The 16059-nt window shown below is 37.3% G+C and carries 18 protein-coding genes; 14 read left to right on the forward strand and 4 right to left on the reverse strand.

Going from position 1 to position 16059, the window contains the following annotated elements:
• Window positions 1-2 precede the first annotated feature (2 nt).
• Window positions 3-371: a S4 domain-containing protein YaaA gene (gene yaaA, locus B7697_RS04775; protein WP_004255298.1), complete on the reverse strand. Its 369-nt coding sequence runs from the start codon at window positions 369-371 to the stop codon at window positions 3-5.
• Window positions 372-529: 158 nt separating this feature from the next.
• Between yaaA and yfmF the strand changes: the two genes are divergently transcribed.
• From yfmF to tsf, 12 genes are all read left to right on the forward strand, one after another.
• Window positions 530-1780 (forward strand): EF-P 5-aminopentanol modification-associated protein YfmF, encoded by a 1251-nt coding sequence (gene yfmF, locus B7697_RS04780; RefSeq protein ID WP_084950592.1) that lies wholly within the window; start codon window positions 530-532, stop codon window positions 1778-1780.
• The gene (yfmH, locus tag B7697_RS04785; protein WP_084950594.1) at window positions 1777-3060 is read left to right on the forward strand and encodes an EF-P 5-aminopentanol modification-associated protein YfmH; all 1284 of its coding nucleotides are present in this window, start codon (window positions 1777-1779) and stop codon (window positions 3058-3060) included. The genes yfmF and yfmH overlap by 4 nt, the downstream gene beginning before the upstream one ends.
• A gap of 41 nt (window positions 3061-3101) precedes the next feature.
• Window positions 3102-3929 carry a cytoskeleton protein RodZ gene (gene rodZ, locus B7697_RS04790; RefSeq protein WP_084950595.1) on the forward strand — a complete coding sequence of 276 codons (828 nt, stop codon included), beginning with the start codon at window positions 3102-3104 and terminating at the stop codon, window positions 3927-3929.
• 10 nt (window positions 3930-3939) lie between these two features.
• Window positions 3940-4485 carry a CDP-diacylglycerol--glycerol-3-phosphate 3-phosphatidyltransferase gene (pgsA, locus tag B7697_RS04795; protein ID WP_084950597.1) on the forward strand — a complete coding sequence of 182 codons (546 nt, stop codon included), beginning with the start codon at window positions 3940-3942 and terminating at the stop codon, window positions 4483-4485.
• A complete protein-coding gene (locus B7697_RS04800) occupies window positions 4482-5309 on the forward strand; it encodes an energy-coupling factor ABC transporter ATP-binding protein (protein WP_084950598.1) in 828 nt (275 codons plus the stop codon). The genes pgsA and B7697_RS04800 overlap by 4 nt, the downstream gene beginning before the upstream one ends.
• On the forward strand, window positions 5294-6133 hold the full coding sequence (locus B7697_RS04805) for an energy-coupling factor transporter ATPase (protein WP_084950600.1): 840 nt from the start codon (window positions 5294-5296) through the stop codon (window positions 6131-6133). Before B7697_RS04800 ends, B7697_RS04805 begins: the two co-directional genes overlap by 16 nt.
• Window positions 6126-6920 carry an energy-coupling factor transporter transmembrane component T family protein gene (locus B7697_RS04810; protein ID WP_084950601.1) on the forward strand — a complete coding sequence of 265 codons (795 nt, stop codon included), beginning with the start codon at window positions 6126-6128 and terminating at the stop codon, window positions 6918-6920. The genes B7697_RS04805 and B7697_RS04810 overlap by 8 nt, the downstream gene beginning before the upstream one ends.
• Window positions 6921-6978: 58 nt before the next feature.
• Window positions 6979-7797, forward strand: coding sequence for a rod shape-determining protein MreC (gene mreC / locus B7697_RS04815; RefSeq protein ID WP_084950603.1), 819 nt, complete (start codon window positions 6979-6981; stop codon window positions 7795-7797).
• Window positions 7797-8291 (forward strand): rod shape-determining protein MreD, encoded by a 495-nt coding sequence (gene mreD, locus B7697_RS04820; RefSeq protein ID WP_084950604.1) that lies wholly within the window; start codon window positions 7797-7799, stop codon window positions 8289-8291. The genes mreC and mreD overlap by 1 nt, the downstream gene beginning before the upstream one ends.
• A 93-nt stretch (window positions 8292-8384) precedes the next feature.
• A complete protein-coding gene (gene pcsB / locus B7697_RS04825) occupies window positions 8385-9632 on the forward strand; it encodes a peptidoglycan hydrolase PcsB (protein ID WP_084950605.1) in 1248 nt (415 codons plus the stop codon).
• A 224-nt stretch (window positions 9633-9856) separates the two neighbouring features.
• Window positions 9857-10636 carry a 30S ribosomal protein S2 gene (gene rpsB / locus B7697_RS04830; RefSeq protein WP_000268459.1) on the forward strand — a complete coding sequence of 260 codons (780 nt, stop codon included), beginning with the start codon at window positions 9857-9859 and terminating at the stop codon, window positions 10634-10636.
• A gap of 78 nt (window positions 10637-10714) precedes the next feature.
• The gene (gene tsf / locus B7697_RS04835; protein ID WP_084950607.1) at window positions 10715-11755 is read left to right on the forward strand and encodes a translation elongation factor Ts; all 1041 of its coding nucleotides are present in this window, start codon (window positions 10715-10717) and stop codon (window positions 11753-11755) included.
• 121 nt (window positions 11756-11876) lie between these two features.
• On the opposite strand, the gene cysK is transcribed toward tsf, so the two are convergent.
• The 3 genes from cysK to B7697_RS04850 all read right to left on the reverse strand — a co-directional run bounded on the left by cysK (window position 11877) and on the right by B7697_RS04850 (window position 13994).
• Window positions 11877-12803 carry a cysteine synthase A gene (gene cysK, locus B7697_RS04840; RefSeq protein WP_000029886.1) on the reverse strand — a complete coding sequence of 309 codons (927 nt, stop codon included), beginning with the start codon at window positions 12801-12803 and terminating at the stop codon, window positions 11877-11879.
• A 96-nt stretch (window positions 12804-12899) separates the two neighbouring features.
• Window positions 12900-13343: a PH domain-containing protein gene (locus B7697_RS04845; RefSeq protein WP_084950609.1), complete on the reverse strand. Its 444-nt coding sequence runs from the start codon at window positions 13341-13343 to the stop codon at window positions 12900-12902.
• A gap of 15 nt (window positions 13344-13358) precedes the next feature.
• Complete coding sequence (locus tag B7697_RS04850; RefSeq protein WP_084950610.1) at window positions 13359-13994, reverse strand: YigZ family protein; 636 nt, start codon at window positions 13992-13994, stop codon at window positions 13359-13361.
• 56 nt (window positions 13995-14050) lie between these two features.
• Between B7697_RS04850 and B7697_RS04855 the strand changes: the two genes are divergently transcribed.
• Window positions 14051-15349, forward strand: coding sequence for an ATP-dependent helicase ComFA (locus tag B7697_RS04855; protein WP_084950612.1), 1299 nt, complete (start codon window positions 14051-14053; stop codon window positions 15347-15349).
• Window positions 15346-16008, forward strand: a complete 663-nt coding sequence (locus B7697_RS04860) for a ComF family protein (RefSeq protein WP_084950613.1) — start codon at window positions 15346-15348, stop codon at window positions 16006-16008. The genes B7697_RS04855 and B7697_RS04860 overlap by 4 nt, the downstream gene beginning before the upstream one ends.
• The last annotated feature ends 51 nt before the right edge of the window (window positions 16009-16059 follow it).

The raw sequence follows: 16059 nt of genomic DNA on the forward strand, positions 1-16059 counted from the left end.
GATTATCTACCAGGGAATCGTGGAGCTTGTTTGCTTTTGGGCGATGAAGTAGGTTTTGATTTATCTTTTTTTACTCCCTTATTCATCTCCTTAACAAGTTTAGCGATTCGTTCTTTTTCAACTTTATCAGCTTGGTATTCATCTTGCTCCTCAGAAGTAGGTTGTGTCAATAAGATGTCAATATTCATGTCAGGGATGTCAATTTTATCGCCAATACGAAGTTTTTTACCGCGACGACTCTCTAATTCCCCATTAAAGTAAACAGAATGTTCAGAGAGAAAGGATTTGATAGCTCCTCCGCTATGTGTAATTCCAAGTTCTTTGAGTAGTGCTTGGAGGGTAATAAATTCTTCAAATAATTTGTATTCCATAATTCACCTCAATCTTTGGTATTATACCATATTTTCCTAAAAATAGTGAGAGAAACAGGGAGAAATGTAAGCGATTTTTATTTCAAAAGTGTTACAGAGAACAAGAAAATTTCAGTTTTTCGTGATATAATAGAAGTCTGTATATAAGGAGGTAAATCATGGAGTTAGTGCATGGAATTTCAACACATTTTATCCAATCAAAAAAGTTTAAAACGAACAAAATCGCCGTGCGTTTTACCACTCCATTATCCCTCGATACGATTGCAGGTCGCATGTTGAGTGCGAGTATGCTAGAGACTGCTAATCAGATGTATCCCACTTCTCAAGATTTGAGAAGACATTTAGCCAGTCTATACGGTACAGATATGTCAACCAATTGTTTCAGAAGAGGGCAAAGTCATATTGTAGAATTGACATTTACCTATGTTCGTGATGAGTTTTTAAGTAGGAAAAATGTGCTAACTTCTCAGGTTTTGGAACTAGTAAAAGAAACTCTTTTTTACCCCGTAGTAGTTGATAATGGGTTTGATCCGGCCTTATTTGAAATTGAGAAAAAACAATTGCTAGCAAGTTTAGCAGCTGATATGGATGATTCTTTTTATTTTGCACATAAAGAATTAGATAAATTATTTTTTCATGATGAACGTCTCCAATTGGAATACAGTGATTTACGAAATCGTATTTTAGCTGAAACTCCACAAAGTTCTTATTCTTGTTTCCAAGAATTTTTGGCCAATGATCGAATAGATTTCTTTTTCTTAGGTGATTTTAATGAGGTCGAAATTCAAAATGTATTAGAATCATTTGGCTTTAAAGGTCGAGAAGGAGATGTGACGGTTCAGTATTGTCAACCTTATTCCAATATTCTTCAGGAAGGTATGGTTCGAAAAAATGTGGGACAATCCATTTTGGAATTAGGTTATCATTGCCCTTCTGAATATGGTGATGAGCAACATTTACCCATGATTGTAATGAATGGTTTACTTGGTGGATTTGCTCACTCTAAACTATTTACAAATGTCCGTGAAAATGCTGGATTGGCTTATACTATTTCAAGTCAGCTCGATTTGTTTAGTGGATTCTTGAGGATGTATGCTGGTATCGATCGAGAAAATCGGAACCAGGCTCGTAAAATGATGAATAATCAACTGCTTGATTTAAAAAAAGGATATTTTACAGAGCTTGAGTTAGAGCAGACCAAGGAAATGATTCGTCGGTCTTTGTTACTTTCTCAAGATAATCAATCTTCATTGATTGAACAGGCTTATCAAAATGCCTTACTTGGAAAATCTTCAGCAGACTTTAAAAGTTGGATTGCAAAACTCGAGCAAGTTGACAAAGATGCTATTTGTAGAGCAGCTAGTAATGTGAAATTACAAGCAATTTACTTTATGGAAGGAATAGAATGACAAAGGTTGTTTTTGAAGAAAAGTACTATCCAGCTGTAAAAGAAATGGTTTATCGAACTCGTTTGTCAAATGGCTTGACAGTTGCTCTTTTGCCTAAAAAGGAATTTAAAGAGGTTTACGGGAGTGTAACTGTCCAGTTTGGTTCGATAGATACGCTTGTCACAGACGTTGACGGAAATGTAAAAGAATATCCTGGAGGAATTGCTCATTTTCTTGAACATAAATTATTTGAGAGAGAAGATGCTAGCGATTTGATGTCAGCTTTTACGAGTCTAGGTGCAGATAGTAATGCCTTTACAAGCTTTACAAAAACAAACTATCTTTTTTCAGCAACGGATCATTTTTTAGAAAATTTAGACTTACTTGATGAATTGGTAACATCAGCACACTTTACTGAAGATTCCATTTTAAGAGAGCAGGATATTATTCAGCAAGAACGAGAAATGTATCAAGATGATCCAGATTCGTGTTTATTCTTTTCAACTTTAGCGAATTTGTATCCTGGTACACCTTTAGCAACTGATATAGTTGGAAGTGAGGAGTCCATTTCCCAAATTAATCTAACTAATTTGCAAGAAAATTTCACAAGGTTTTACAAACCTGTAAACATGTCTCTGTTTTTAGTTGGCAATTTTGATGTGGATCAAGTACAGGACTATTTTGAAAGAAAAGAACTGGAAGAGTTAGATGTTCAGGAAGTAGCAAGAGAAAAGTTTGTTTTAAAAGATGTAAAGCAAACAGACAGTATGAGAATGGAAGTATCTTCTCCTAAACTAGCGATTGGTGTTAGAGGTAAACAAGATGTTGCTGAGGATGATTGCTATCGACATCATATTTTATTAAAATTATTGTTTGCAATGATGTTTGGTTGGACTTCGGATCGTTTTCAAAAGTTATATGAATCAGGTAAAATTGATGCGTCCTTATCTCTTGAAGTTGAAGTAACAAGTCGCTTTCATTTTGTTATGTTGACAATGGATACAAAAGAGCCAGTTGCTTTATCTCATCAGTTTAAAAAGGCTATTCGTAATTTTACAAAGGATTTAGATATTACAGAGGATCATTTAGATATTATAAAAAGAGAGATGTTTGGAGAATTTTTCAGTAGCATGAACTCTCTTGAATTTATTGCAACGCAATATGATGCTTTTGGACAAGGTGAGACAATCTTTGATTTGCCAAAGATTTTACAGGAAATTACTTTAGAGGATGTCCTTGATGCTGGACACCATTTAATAGATGATGGTGACATAGTTGATTTTACAATATTTCCATCATAGCAACCTATCATAATCGACACTAGAAAGAAGGAATGACAAGTATGAGGAAAAAAACAATTGGTGAGGTTTTACGTTTAGCTAGAACTAACCAAGGGTTGACTTTAGAAGAATTACATAAAAAAACAGAAATTCAGTTGGATATGTTGGAGGCAATGGAAGCTGATGATTTTGATCAACTTCCTAGTCCATTTTATACTCGTTCTTTTTTGAGAAAGTATGCGTGGGCAGTTGAACTTGATGAGCGAATTGTCTTGGATGCTTATGATTCTGGGAGCATGATTACTTATGAGGAAGTAGATGTTGATGAAGACGAGTTGACAGGTAGGAGACGTTCAAGTAAGAAAAATAAGGCATCATTTTTACCTTTATTTTATTTTATACTCTTTGCATTATCGATTGTCATTTTTGTGACCTATTATGTTTGGAATTATCTCCAGACTCAACCTGAGCGTTCATCTGCGTCTAGTTATAGTGTAGTCCAAGCAACAAGCTCAACTAGTTCTGTAACTTCATCTTCAAGTAGTAGTTCATCAAGTAGCTCTTCGAATATGGAACCAGCTATAAGTGTATCAGGTGAAGGAAATCGAGTAGAAGTTGCTTATAAAACGAGCAAGGAAACTGCAAAATTACAATTATCAGTCTCAGATGCTAGAAGTTGGGTTAGTGTTTCAGAAAGTGAGCTTGAGGGTGGGGTGACCTTATCACCTGATAATAAAAGTGCGGAAACAACAGTTTCAACTAAAAATTCTGTCACCATTACTTTAGGTGTTGTCAAAGGTGTCGCTTTAACAGTAGATGATCAGACTGTTGATTTATCGAAATTAACAGCTCAAACTGGACAAATCACTGTAACCTTTACTAGAAATTAAGGAAAAAAGAATGAAAAAAGAACAAATTCCCAATCTCTTAACAATAGGTCGAATTCTCTTTATACCTATTTTTATCTTTATTTTAACGATAGGAAATTCGCTAGAAAGTCATATAGTAGCAGCTATTATATTCGCTATTGCCAGTATTACTGATTATTTAGATGGATATTTAGCTCGTAAATGGAATGTGGTCAGTAATTTTGGTAAATTTGCAGATCCCATGGCGGATAAGTTGCTAGTTATGTCAGCTTTTATCATGTTGATTGAGTTGGGTATGGCTCCGGCTTGGATTGTTGCAGTGATTATATGTCGTGAGTTGGCTGTTACTGGTTTAAGGCTTTTATTGGTTGAAACTGGTGGGACAGTTTTAGCAGCAGCTATGCCTGGAAAAATTAAAACTTTCAGTCAGATGTTTGCCATTATTTTCTTGCTATTACACTGGACTTTGATTGGTCAAGTTCTACTTTATGTAGCCTTATTTTTCACTATCTACTCTGGCTATGATTATTTCAAGGGTAGTGCCTATGTATTTAAAGGGACATTTGGTTCGAAATGAAAGCAATAATTGATGTAAAAAATCTTTCTTTTCGCTATAAGGAAAGTCAGGAATACTACGATGTGAAGGATATTACGTTTCACGTGAAACGTGGAGAATGGCTTTCGATTGTAGGGCATAATGGTAGTGGTAAATCAACGACTGTTCGATTAATTGATGGCTTACTGGAAGCAGAATCTGGAGAGATTGTAATTGATGGTCAACGTTTGACTGAGGAAAATGTTTGGAATATACGTCGTCAAATCGGTATGGTTTTTCAAAATCCAGATAATCAATTTGTTGGAGCGACTGTTGAAGATGATGTTGCCTTTGGTTTGGAAAATCAGGGACTTTCTCGACAAGAAATGAAAAAAAGAGTGGAAGAAGCTTTGGATTTGGTTGGCATGTTGGACTTTAAAAAGAGAGAGCCAGCTCGTCTGTCAGGTGGTCAAAAGCAACGTGTGGCCATTGCAGGTGTTGTAGCCCTAAGACCAGCTATTTTAATACTAGATGAAGCAACGAGCATGTTGGATCCTGAGGGACGTAGAGAACTGATTGAGACAGTAAAAGGAATTCGGAAAGACTATGATATGACGGTCATTTCCATCACACATGATTTGGAAGAAGTTGCCATGAGTGATCGTGTATTAGTCATGAAAAAAGGGGAAATTGAATCAACTAGTAGTCCAAGGGAACTTTTCTCTCGAAATGATTTAGATCAAATTGGATTAGATGATCCTTTTGCCAATCAATTAAAACATTCTTTGAGCCAGAATGGCTATGATTTGCCTGAAAATTATTTGACAGAAAGTGAGCTAGAGGATAAGCTATGGGAATTGCTCTAGAAAATGTGAGTTTTACGTATCAAGAAGGGACTCCCTTAGCTTCAACAGCTTTGTCAGATGTTTCTTTGACGATTGAAGATGGTTCTTATACGGCTTTAATTGGCCACACAGGTAGTGGCAAATCAACTATTTTACAACTTTTAAATGGTTTATTGGTTCCAAGTCAAGGGAGTGTGCGGGTTTTTGATACCTTCATCACCTCGACTTCTAAAAATAAAGATATTCGTCAAATTAGAAAACAGGTTGGCTTGGTATTTCAGTTTGCTGAAAATCAGATTTTTGAAGAAACGGTTTTAAAAGACGTTGCGTTTGGACCGCAAAATTTTGGAGTTTCTGAAGAAGAAGCGGAGAAGATTGCGCGTGAGAAACTGGCTCTGGTTGGAATTAATGAAGCACTTTTTGATCGTAGCCCGTTTGAGCTGTCAGGGGGACAAATGAGACGTGTCGCCATTGCAGGTATACTTGCCATGGAGCCAGCTATATTAGTCTTAGATGAACCCACAGCAGGTCTGGATCCTCTGGGAAGAAAAGAGTTGATGAACTTGTTCAAAAAACTTCACCAGTCAGGGATGACCATCGTTTTGGTAACGCATTTGATGGATGATGTGGCTGAATATGCGAATCAAGTCTATGTGATGGAAAAGGGACGTTTAGTTAAGGGTGGTAAACCAAGTGATGTCTTTCAAGATGTTGTCTTTATGGAAGAAGTGCAGTTGGGAGTACCTAAAATTACGGCCTTTTGTAAACGATTGGCTGATAGAGGCGTGTCATTTAAACGATTACCGATTAAGATAGAGGAATTCAAGGAGTCGCTAAATGGATAGTATGATTTTAGGGCGCTATATCCCAGGGGATTCGATTGTTCACCGATTGGATCCACGTAGCAAATTACTGGCTATGATGCTACTGATTTTGATTGTGTTTTGGGCTAATAATCCCTTGACGAATCTGATTCTTTTTATAGTGACAGGGATATTTATTGCCTTGTCAGGAGTATCTCTTTCATTTTTTATTCAGGGCTTGAAGTCTATGTTTTTCTTGATTGCCTTCACAACTATTTTTCAACTGTTTTTCATTTCTAATGGGAATGTTTTATTTGAGTTTTCGTTTGTGAGAATCACAGATTATGCTTTGCAACAAGCTGGAATTATTTTTTGTCGCTTTGTATTGATTATTTTCTTTTCAACTTTGTTAACCTTAACGACTATGCCCTTAAGTTTGGCATCAGCTGTCGAAGCTTTGTTAGCACCTTTAAAGCGTGTGAAAGTTCCAGTTCATGAAATTGGATTGATGCTGTCCATGAGTTTGCGTTTTGTCCCAACTTTGATGGATGATACGACTCGGATTATGAATGCGCAGAAAGCGCGTGGAGTGGATTTTGGTGAAGGAAGCATCGTTCAAAAAGTAAAGGCTATGATTCCCATTTTGATTCCTCTTTTTGCGATGAGTTTAAAACGTGCAGATTCCTTGGCTATCGCCATGGAAGCGCGTGGGTATCAGGGCGGAAAAGGTAGAAGTCAATACAGACAATTGAAATGGACTCGAAAGGATACGCTGACCATTCTTGTTATTATCATACTTGGTTGTTGCTTATTTTTCTTAAAATCTTAGTAGCTTTCAGGAATTGATAAAAAGTTACTGTAACAGTTTTTGATATAAAGGTAGGGATATGAACCGTTTTAAAAAATCAAAATATGTCATTATTGTTTTTGTCACTGTTCTGCTTGTCTCAGCTCTCTTAGCGACGACTTATTCAAGTACAATTGTGACAAAATTAGGCGATGGAATCTCATTGGTTGATAGAGTTGTGCAAAAACCTTTTCAGTGGTTTGATTCTGTCAAATTAGATTTGGCTCATTTGACACGAACATATAATGAAAATGAAAACTTGAAGAAACAGATTTACCAATTAGAAGTTAAATCAAATGAGGCGGAAAGTTTAAAGACGGAAAATGAACAATTGCGCCAATTGCTTGATATGAAGTCTAAGTTGCAAGCCACAAAGACTTTAGCAGCAGATGTTATTATGCGTTCTCCGGTATCTTGGAAACAGGAATTGACCCTGGATGCAGGCAAATCAAAAGGGGCTTCTGAAAACATGTTAGCCATTGCAAATGGTGGTTTGGTTGGGAGTGTCTCAAAAGTAGAGGAGAATTCTACTATGGTCAACCTTCTGACAAATACGGAAAATGCTGATAAGATTTCTGTTAAAATTCAACATGGTTCTACCACAATTTATGGAATTATTGTTGGCTATGACAAGGAAAATGAAGTTCTCAAAATTAGTCAATTAAATAGTAGTAGCGATATTAGTGCAGGAGATAAGGTGACCACTGGTGGATTAGGAAACTTTAACGTTGCTGATATTCCTGTTGGTGAAGTGGTTGCTACAACACATAGTACGGACTACTTGACACGAGAAGTAACTGTTAAATTGAGTGCAGATACTCATAATGTGAATGTGATAGAATTAGTGGGGAATTCATAATGAGACAGTTGAAGCGGGTTGGAGTATTTTTATTGCTTCCTTTCTTTGTTCTAATTGATGCCCATATTAGCCAGCTTCTGGGCTCATTTTTTCCCCACGTGCAGTTGGCCAGTCATTTTCTATTTTTGTTTCTCTTATTTGAGACGATTGAAGTATCAGAGTATCTCTATTTAGCTTATTGTTTTGTAGTGGGTTTGGTTTATGACATTTACTTTTTCCACTTGATAGGGATTGCGATTCTGTTATTTGTCTTGTTGGGGGCATTTCTCCATAAATTTAATAGTGTTATTTTATTGAATCGTTGGACGAGAATGCTGGCAATTATTGTCATGACTTTTCTATTTGAGATGGGAACTTATATACTTGCGTTAGTGGTAGGTTTAACTGTGGATAGTATGTCTTTATTTATAGTCTATAGTTTAGTACCATCAATGATTTTGAACCTTATGTGGATGATTATCTTTCAGTTTATTTTTGAAAAATTTTATCTATAAGAAAGAAATAAAAATGTAACAAAGGCGTAATATTCATTAGGCCTTTTTTTGGTATACTAGTAATGTCTTTAAAAGAAGGAGTATCTACGTAATATGAAGAAAAAAATCTTAGCGTCACTTTTATTAAGTACAGTAATGGTTTCTCAAGTAGCTGTTTTAACAACTGCGCATGCAGAAACTACTGATGACAAAATTGCTGCTCAAGATAATAAAATTAGTAACTTAACAGCACAACAACAAGAAGCACAAAAACAAGTTGATCAAGTTCAGGAGCAAGTATCTGCTATTCAAACAGAGCAATCAAACTTGCAATCTGAAAATGATAGACTACAAGCAGAATCTAAAAAGCTTGAGGGTGAAATTACAGAACTTTCTAAGAATATTGTATCTCGCAATGATTCATTACAAAAACAAGCTCGTAGTGCTCAAACAAATGGAGCTGCAACAAATTACATCAATACAATTGTAAACTCAAAATCAATTACAGAAGCTATTTCACGTGTTGCTGCAATGAGTGAAATCGTATCTGCAAACAACAAAATGTTGGAACAACAAAAAGCAGATAAAAAAGCTATTTCTGAAAAACAAGTAGCAAACAATGATGCAATTAATACAGTTATTGCAAATCAGCAAAAACTAGCTGATGATGCTCAATCATTAACTACAAAACAAGCTGAGTTGAAAGCTGCAGAATTGAATCTTGCTGCTGAAAAGGCTACTGCAGAGGATGAAAAAGCAAGTTTACTTGAGAAAAAAGCTGCAGCAGAAGCAGAAGCTAAAGCAGCTGCAGAAGCAGAAGCGGCTTATAAAGCTAAACAAGCAAGTCAACAACAAACAGTAGTTGCTTCTGGAAATACAACTTTTACAGCACAGGTTCAAGCAGTATCTACTACTTCTTCATCAAGTTCATCTGAGTCAAGTTCGTCTGAATCATCTTCAAGCAGTGCTTCAACAGAAGCAACAAGCTACACTCCTGCTCCAGTGACACATCGTCCAACATATAGTACAAATGCTTCAAGTTATCCAACTGGTGAGTGTACATGGGGAGCTAAAACATTGGCGCCTTGGGCTGGAGATTACTGGGGTAATGGAGCACAGTGGGCTACAAGTGCAGCTGCAGCAGGATTCCGTACAGGATCTACACCTCAAGTTGGTGCCATTGCATGTTGGAATGATGGTGGATATGGACACGTAGCCGTGGTTACAGCTGTTTCATCATCAACAAGTATCCAAGTATCTGAATCAAACTATGGTGGAAACCGTACAATCGGAAATAAACGTGGATGGTTCAATCCTACTACGACTTCAGAAGGTTTTGTAACATATATCTATCCAAATTAATGAATGAAACAAAGAGGCTCGATTTGAGTCTCTTTTATGATTTATATAGTTACCTACTTTAAAAATCTACTAAAATGGCTTGAAAATATTAAAAAAGTATGGTAAAATGAAACTTGTCGTGTGAACGATAATACTCATTCTTGATGAATTGTGAAACAGTTGCCTTTGGGTCGTTTTGCGAGTTGAAGTCAAGAAGAGGAAAAAAACAAAAAGGAGAAATACTCATGGCAGTAATTTCAATGAAACAACTTCTTGAGGCTGGTGTACACTTTGGTCACCAAACTCGTCGCTGGAACCCTAAGATGGCTAAGTACATCTTCACTGAGCGTAACGGAATCCACGTTATCGACTTGCAACAAACTGTAAAATACGCTGACCAAGCTTACGATTTCATGCGTGATGCAGCAGCTAACGATGCAGTTGTATTGTTTGTTGGTACTAAGAAACAAGCAGCTGATGCAGTTGCTGAAGAAGCAGTACGTTCAGGTCAATACTTCATCAACCACCGTTGGTTGGGTGGAACTCTTACAAACTGGGGAACAATCCAAAAACGTATCGCTCGTTTGAAAGAAATCAAACGTATGGAAGAAGATGGAACTTTCGAAGTTCTTCCTAAGAAAGAAGTTGCACTTCTTAACAAACAACGTGCACGTCTTGAAAAATTCTTGGGTGGTATCGAAGATATGCCTCGTATCCCAGATGTGATGTACGTAGTTGACCCACACAAAGAGCAAATCGCTGTTAAAGAAGCTAAAAAATTGGGAATCCCAGTTGTAGCGATGGTTGACACAAATACAGATCCAGATGATATCGATGTAATCATCCCAGCTAACGATGACGCTATCCGCGCTGTTAAATTGATCACAGCTAAATTGGCTGACGCTATCATCGAAGGACGTCAAGGTGAAGATGCAGCAGCAGTTGAAGCAGAATTTGCAGCTTCAGAAGCTCAAGCAGATTCAATCGAAGAAATCGTTGAAGTTGTAGAAGGCGACAACGCTTAATTCATATAATTAGTAATTACCTAGGAGGGCGGGGCTTAGCCCGGCTCTCCTATTTTTAAAAAATATAGGAGAATCAAAATGGCAGAAATTACAGCTAAACTTGTAAAAGAGTTGCGTGAAAAATCTGGTGCCGGAGTTATGGACGCTAAAAAAGCGCTTGTAGAAACAGACGGTGACATCGAAAAAGCGATTGAATTGCTTCGTGAAAAAGGTATGGCTAAGGCAGCTAAGAAGGCTGACCGTGTTGCTGCAGAAGGTTTGACTGGTGTTTACGTTAACGGTAATGTTGCAGCAGTTATTGAAGTAAACGCTGAAACTGACTTCGTTGCGAAAAACGCTCAATTCGTTGAATTGGTAAATACTACAGCTAAAGTTATTGCTGAAGGAAAACCTGCTAATAATGAAGAAGCACTTGCTTTGACAATGCCTTCAGGTGAAACTCTTGAAGCTGCATACGTATCTGCAACAGCAACTATCGGAGAAAAAATCTCATTCCGTCGCTTTGCATTGATTGAAAAAACAGACGCACAACACTTTGGAGCATACCAACATAACGGTGGACGTATCGGTGTTATTTCAGTTGTTGAAGGTGGAGACGAAGCACTTGCTAAACAATTGTCAATGCACATCGCAGCGATGAAACCAACAGTTCTTTCTTACAAAGAATTGGATGAACAATTCGTTAAAGATGAGTTGGCACAATTGAACCACGTTATCGACCAAGATAACGAAAGCCGTGCAATGGTTAACAAACCAGCTCTTCCACACTTGAAGTATGGATCAAAAGCACAATTGACTGATGAAGTGATTGCTCAAGCTGAAACTGACATCAAAGCTGAGTTGGCTGCAGAAGGTAAACCAGAAAAAATCTGGGACAAAATCATCCCAGGTAAAATGGATCGCTTCATGCTTGACAACACTAAAGTTGACCAAGCTTACACACTTCTTGCACAAGTATACATCATGGATGACAGCAAGACAGTTGAAGCATACCTTGAATCAGTTAATGCTTCAGTAGTTGAGTTCGCTCGCTTTGAAGTTGGTGAAGGTATCGAAAAAGCTGCAAATGACTTCGAAGCTGAAGTTGCAGCTACAATGGCAGCAGCCTTGAATAACTAATAATAAAAAGGAAGCCAAATTGCTTCCTTTTTTCTATGTAGTCGATCTTTATAGGGAGATTTTTCTATTTTTAAGGTATAAATAAAAAGCCCTATAATAAGGGCTGAGTGTATTTAGGAGACTACACTTCAAATTCATAGAGTGCTGTAGACAAATAACGTTCGCCGTTATCTGGTGCTAGAGCAAGGACTTTCTTACCTGTACCTAATTTCTTAGCAACTTCAATTGCTCCATAGATAGCTGCAGCTGAAGAAATACCAACAAGGAATCCTTCTTTTCCACCAATCTCACGGCCAAGTGCGAGAGCATCGTCTGATGTTACACGAACGATACCATCATAGGCGTTTGTATCCAGTGTATCAGGAATAAATCCAGCTGAGATACCTTGAATTTTGTGAGGGCCAGGCTTTTCACCAGATAGAATAGCAGATTCATCTGCTTCTACTGCATAAACTTGAATACCTGAATTTGCTGTTTTGAGTGCATGAGAAACACCAGAAATTGTTCCACCGGTACCAACTCCAGCAACAAAGGCATCTAATCCATCTTTACCGAAAGCAGCTAGTATCTCAGCTCCTGTTGTTCTTTCGTGTACTTCTGGATTAGCTGGATTGTCAAATTGAAGTGGGAGGAAACCATCACGTTCAGCAGCGATTTCTTGGGCCTTAGCAATAGCACCTTTCATTCCTTCGCTACCAGGAGTTAGGACGAGTTCAGCACCATAAGCTTGGATAATTTTACGTCGTTCTACACTCATCGTTTCAGGCATAACGATGACAACTTTATACCCTTTAGCAGCACCTACCCATGAAAGTCCAATACCAGTATTTCCACTTGTTGCTTCGACAATAGTAGAACCTGGTTTTAGAATACCGTCTTGTTCAGCTTTTTCAATCATGCTAAGGGCAATACGATCTTTTACAGATGAACCAGGGTTAAATGCTTCAAGCTTTACATAAACGTCTGCAGCACCTTCTGGCACGATGTTGTTGAGTTTAACAATCGGAGTTTGACCGATTAATTCAGTAATATTGTTATAAATAGACATATGAATACCTCTTTGTATAAGATATTTCTAGTATAACGCTATCTATACCATTTGTAAAATATAGAAATCCTATCGAAGCGATAGGATTTTTTTATATCATAGGTCTAAGCCATTAATTTTCAAGCGATTGTGATAAGCTAATTCTAGTAAATAGTTGTAAAGTGGAACGATATCCGTTTTCTTAGGGAATTCAAATTTATGAGCACTAAAATGTTCATTATGTGCTTTTAGAAAGACATTTTCTAAATAAGTAATAGTAATTTCACTATCATCTATACCTGCTCCTGCAGTTTCCATTTCAACGTTAATAATGTTCATTAAAAAGATTGATTTAATGGACATCTTACGACCAGTAGCGCCTTGTTTATCTGTAAAGATAATACGAATATTTGTAAATATAATTGAGTCACGAATCAGTTTATATCCACTTTGAATTTCTTCATTTTCTAGTAGATATTGTCCATATTCTTTGATAAGAGTTTCTTTGTTTTGCTCGCTAAGGTTACCAGCGAGTCCTTGAATGAATTTTCCAAATGCCATATTTTTCTCCTTTGTTTACACTAAATTTACAGGAACTTCAACTTCACGTAAATCTTGATCAGTTAAAATAACTTTTCCATTAAAAAACTCCACCAGTGCAGCTTTAATATTTTCTTTTTCTTCTTTATCAACATAAATCATCGTATCGACTTGATCTGTAAAGTTTGTCTCAAGTTCCATGAGATCATGTTCCTTAAGGAAGTTACTGTACTCTTGGTACTGAGCGTAAGACATTTGAATAGCAATGCCAGCTTGTTCCTTTATTTCAATGATGCCAATTTCCTTGACAGCTAAGGCAACACTGCCGGCGTATGCACGAATCAATCCTCCAGCGCCTAGCTTAATACCTCCAAAGTAGCGTGTCACTACTACACAGACATTAGTAAGATTGTGATTTTCTAGTACCCCAAGCATGGGAACGCCAGCAGTACCACTGGGTTCACCATCATCACTTGTCCGTTTAATTTCACTACGTTCCCCAATAATAAAGGCTGAGCAGTTATGCGTAGCTTTGTAGTGTTCTTTTTTGATGGCAGTAATAAAGTCCCGAGCCTCTTCTTCGCTATAAACACGCTTTGCATGACAGATAAAGCGTGATTTTTTAATTTCTTCTTGGACTTGACCGTCCTCTTTAATTGTTCTAAATTCCATGATTTAATTGTACTAAAAAATTATCTAAAGCGCTAGGTTTTTACGAATAAAGAAGTATGAAAGTAAATCCAAATTATCTCGGTCGGTTGTTTACTGAGAATGAATTAACAGAAGAGGAACGTCAGTTGGCAGAGAACATTCCAGCAATGAGAAAGGAGAAGGGAAAATTTTTCTGTCAACGTTGTAATAGTACTATTCTAGAAGAATGGTATTTACCTATCGGTGCTTACTATTGTCGGGAGTGCTTAATTATGAAGAGAGTTAGGAGTGATCAATCTTTATACTATTTCCCACAGGAGGATTTTCCGAAGCAAGATGTTCTTAAATGGCGTGGTCAATTAACCCCTTTTCAAGATAAGGTATCACAGGGACTGCTTCAAGCGGTAGACAAGCAAGAGCCAAGCTTGGTTCACGCTGTAACAGGAGCTGGAAAGACAGAAATGATTTATCAAGTAGTAGCTAAAGTGATCAATGCGGGTGGTGCAGTGTGTTTGGCCAGTCCTCGCATAGACGTTTGTTTGGAGCTGTATAAGCGCCTGCAAAAGGATTTTGCTTGTGAGATAGCCCTCCTACATGGAGAATCAGAGCCGTATTTTCGAACACCACTAGTTGTTGCGACGACCCATCAGTTATTGAAGTTTTATCAAGCTTTTGATTTACTGATAGTGGATGAAGTAGATGCCTTTCCTTATGTTGACAATCCTATGCTTTACCATGCTGTCAAGAATAGTGTAAAGGAGAATGGCTTGAGAATCTTTTTAACAGCAACTTCTACCGATGAGTTAGATAGGAAGGTTCGCATCGGAGAATTAAAACGATTGAGTTTGCCAAGACGATTTCATGGAAATCCTTTGATTATTCCTAAACCTGTCTGGTTATCCGATTTTAATCACTGTTTAGAGAAAAGTCGGTTGTCACCAAAGCTAAAGTCTTATATTGAGAAGCAGAGAAAGACAGGTTATCCGTTACTCATTTTTGCTTCAGAGATTAAGAAAGGGGAACAGTTAAAAGAAATCATACAGGAGCAATTTCCAAATGAGAAAATTGGCTTTGTATCTTCTATCACAGAAAATCGATTAGAGCAGGTACAAGCTTTTCGAGATAGAGAACTGACAATACTTATCAGTACGACGATATTGGAGCGTGGAGTTACCTTCCCTTGTGTTGACGTTTTCGTAGTAGAGGCCAATCATCGTCTGTTTACCAAGTCTAGTTTAATACAGATTGGAGGACGTGTCGGTCGGAGTATGGACAGACCGACAGGAGATTTGCTTTTCTTCCATGACGGGTTAAATGCTTCAATCAAAAAGGCAATTAGGGAAATTCAACAGATGAATAAGGAGGCGGGGCTATGAAGTGCTTATTATGTGGGCAGACTATGAAGGCTGTTTTAACTTTTAGTAGTCTCTTACTTCTGAAGAATGATGACTCTTGTCTTTGTTCAGACTGTGACTCTACTTTTGAGAGGATTGGAGAAGAGAACTGCCCAAACTGTATGAAAACAAATTTGTCAACGAAGTGTCAAGACTGTCAACTTTGGTGTAAAGAAGGAGTTGAAGTCAGTCATAGAGCGATTTTTATTTACAATCAAGCTATGAAGGATTTTTTCAGTCGGTATAAGTTTGATGGAGACTTCCTTTTAAGAAAAGTTTTTGCTTCAGTTTTAAGTGAGGAGTTAAAAAAGTACAAAGAGTATCAATTTGTTGTAATTCCCCTAAGTTCTGAAAGATTGCTCGAGAGGGGATTTAACCAGGTTGAAGGTTTAGTTGAAGAAGCAGGGTTCTCTTTTCAAGACTTACTAGAGAAGAGAGAAGAGCGGGCCAGTTCTTCCAAAAATCGTTCAGAACGCTTGGGGACAGAACTTCCTTTCTTTATTAAAAGGGGAGTCACTATTCCTAAAAAAATCCTACTTATAGATGACATTTATACTACTGGAACAACTATAAATCGTGTGAAGAAGCTGTTGGAAGAAGCTGGTGCTGAGGATGTAAAAACATTTTCCCTTGTAAGATGAGGAAAAAATTTGCAAAAATAAAATGAAAGCGTTATAATGAAATCAGAAAAA

It is taken from the genome of Streptococcus mitis (assembly GCF_002096895.1).
Lineage (GTDB): Bacteria > Bacillota > Bacilli > Lactobacillales > Streptococcaceae > Streptococcus > Streptococcus mitis_AH.

Excerpts from the sequence above, each read along its gene's own strand:
- yaaA (WP_004255298.1), bottom strand. The coding sequence starts at position 371 with ATGGAATACAAATTATTTGAAGAATTTATTACCCTCCAAGCACTACTC.
- rpsB (WP_000268459.1), top strand. The coding sequence starts at position 9,857 with ATGGCAGTAATTTCAATGAAACAACTTCTTGAGGCTGGTGTACACTTT.
- B7697_RS04860 (WP_084950613.1), top strand. The coding sequence starts at position 15,346 with ATGAAGTGCTTATTATGTGGGCAGACTATGAAGGCTGTTTTAACTTTT.
- B7697_RS04805 (WP_084950600.1), top strand. The coding sequence starts at position 5,294 with ATGGGAATTGCTCTAGAAAATGTGAGTTTTACGTATCAAGAAGGGACT.
- yfmF (WP_084950592.1), top strand. The coding sequence starts at position 530 with ATGGAGTTAGTGCATGGAATTTCAACACATTTTATCCAATCAAAAAAG.
- pcsB (WP_084950605.1), top strand. The coding sequence starts at position 8,385 with ATGAAGAAAAAAATCTTAGCGTCACTTTTATTAAGTACAGTAATGGTT.
- pgsA (WP_084950597.1), top strand. The coding sequence starts at position 3,940 with ATGAAAAAAGAACAAATTCCCAATCTCTTAACAATAGGTCGAATTCTC.
- B7697_RS04845 (WP_084950609.1), bottom strand. The coding sequence starts at position 13,343 with ATGGCATTTGGAAAATTCATTCAAGGACTCGCTGGTAACCTTAGCGAG.
- B7697_RS04850 (WP_084950610.1), bottom strand. The coding sequence starts at position 13,994 with ATGGAATTTAGAACAATTAAAGAGGACGGTCAAGTCCAAGAAGAAATT.
- yfmH (WP_084950594.1), top strand. The coding sequence starts at position 1,777 with ATGACAAAGGTTGTTTTTGAAGAAAAGTACTATCCAGCTGTAAAAGAA.
- mreC (WP_084950603.1), top strand. The coding sequence starts at position 6,979 with ATGAACCGTTTTAAAAAATCAAAATATGTCATTATTGTTTTTGTCACT.
- B7697_RS04810 (WP_084950601.1), top strand. The coding sequence starts at position 6,126 with ATGGATAGTATGATTTTAGGGCGCTATATCCCAGGGGATTCGATTGTT.
- mreD (WP_084950604.1), top strand. The coding sequence starts at position 7,797 with ATGAGACAGTTGAAGCGGGTTGGAGTATTTTTATTGCTTCCTTTCTTT.
- B7697_RS04800 (WP_084950598.1), top strand. The coding sequence starts at position 4,482 with ATGAAAGCAATAATTGATGTAAAAAATCTTTCTTTTCGCTATAAGGAA.
- cysK (WP_000029886.1), bottom strand. The coding sequence starts at position 12,803 with ATGTCTATTTATAACAATATTACTGAATTAATCGGTCAAACTCCGATT.
- B7697_RS04855 (WP_084950612.1), top strand. The coding sequence starts at position 14,051 with ATGAAAGTAAATCCAAATTATCTCGGTCGGTTGTTTACTGAGAATGAA.
- tsf (WP_084950607.1), top strand. The coding sequence starts at position 10,715 with ATGGCAGAAATTACAGCTAAACTTGTAAAAGAGTTGCGTGAAAAATCT.
- rodZ (WP_084950595.1), top strand. The coding sequence starts at position 3,102 with ATGAGGAAAAAAACAATTGGTGAGGTTTTACGTTTAGCTAGAACTAAC.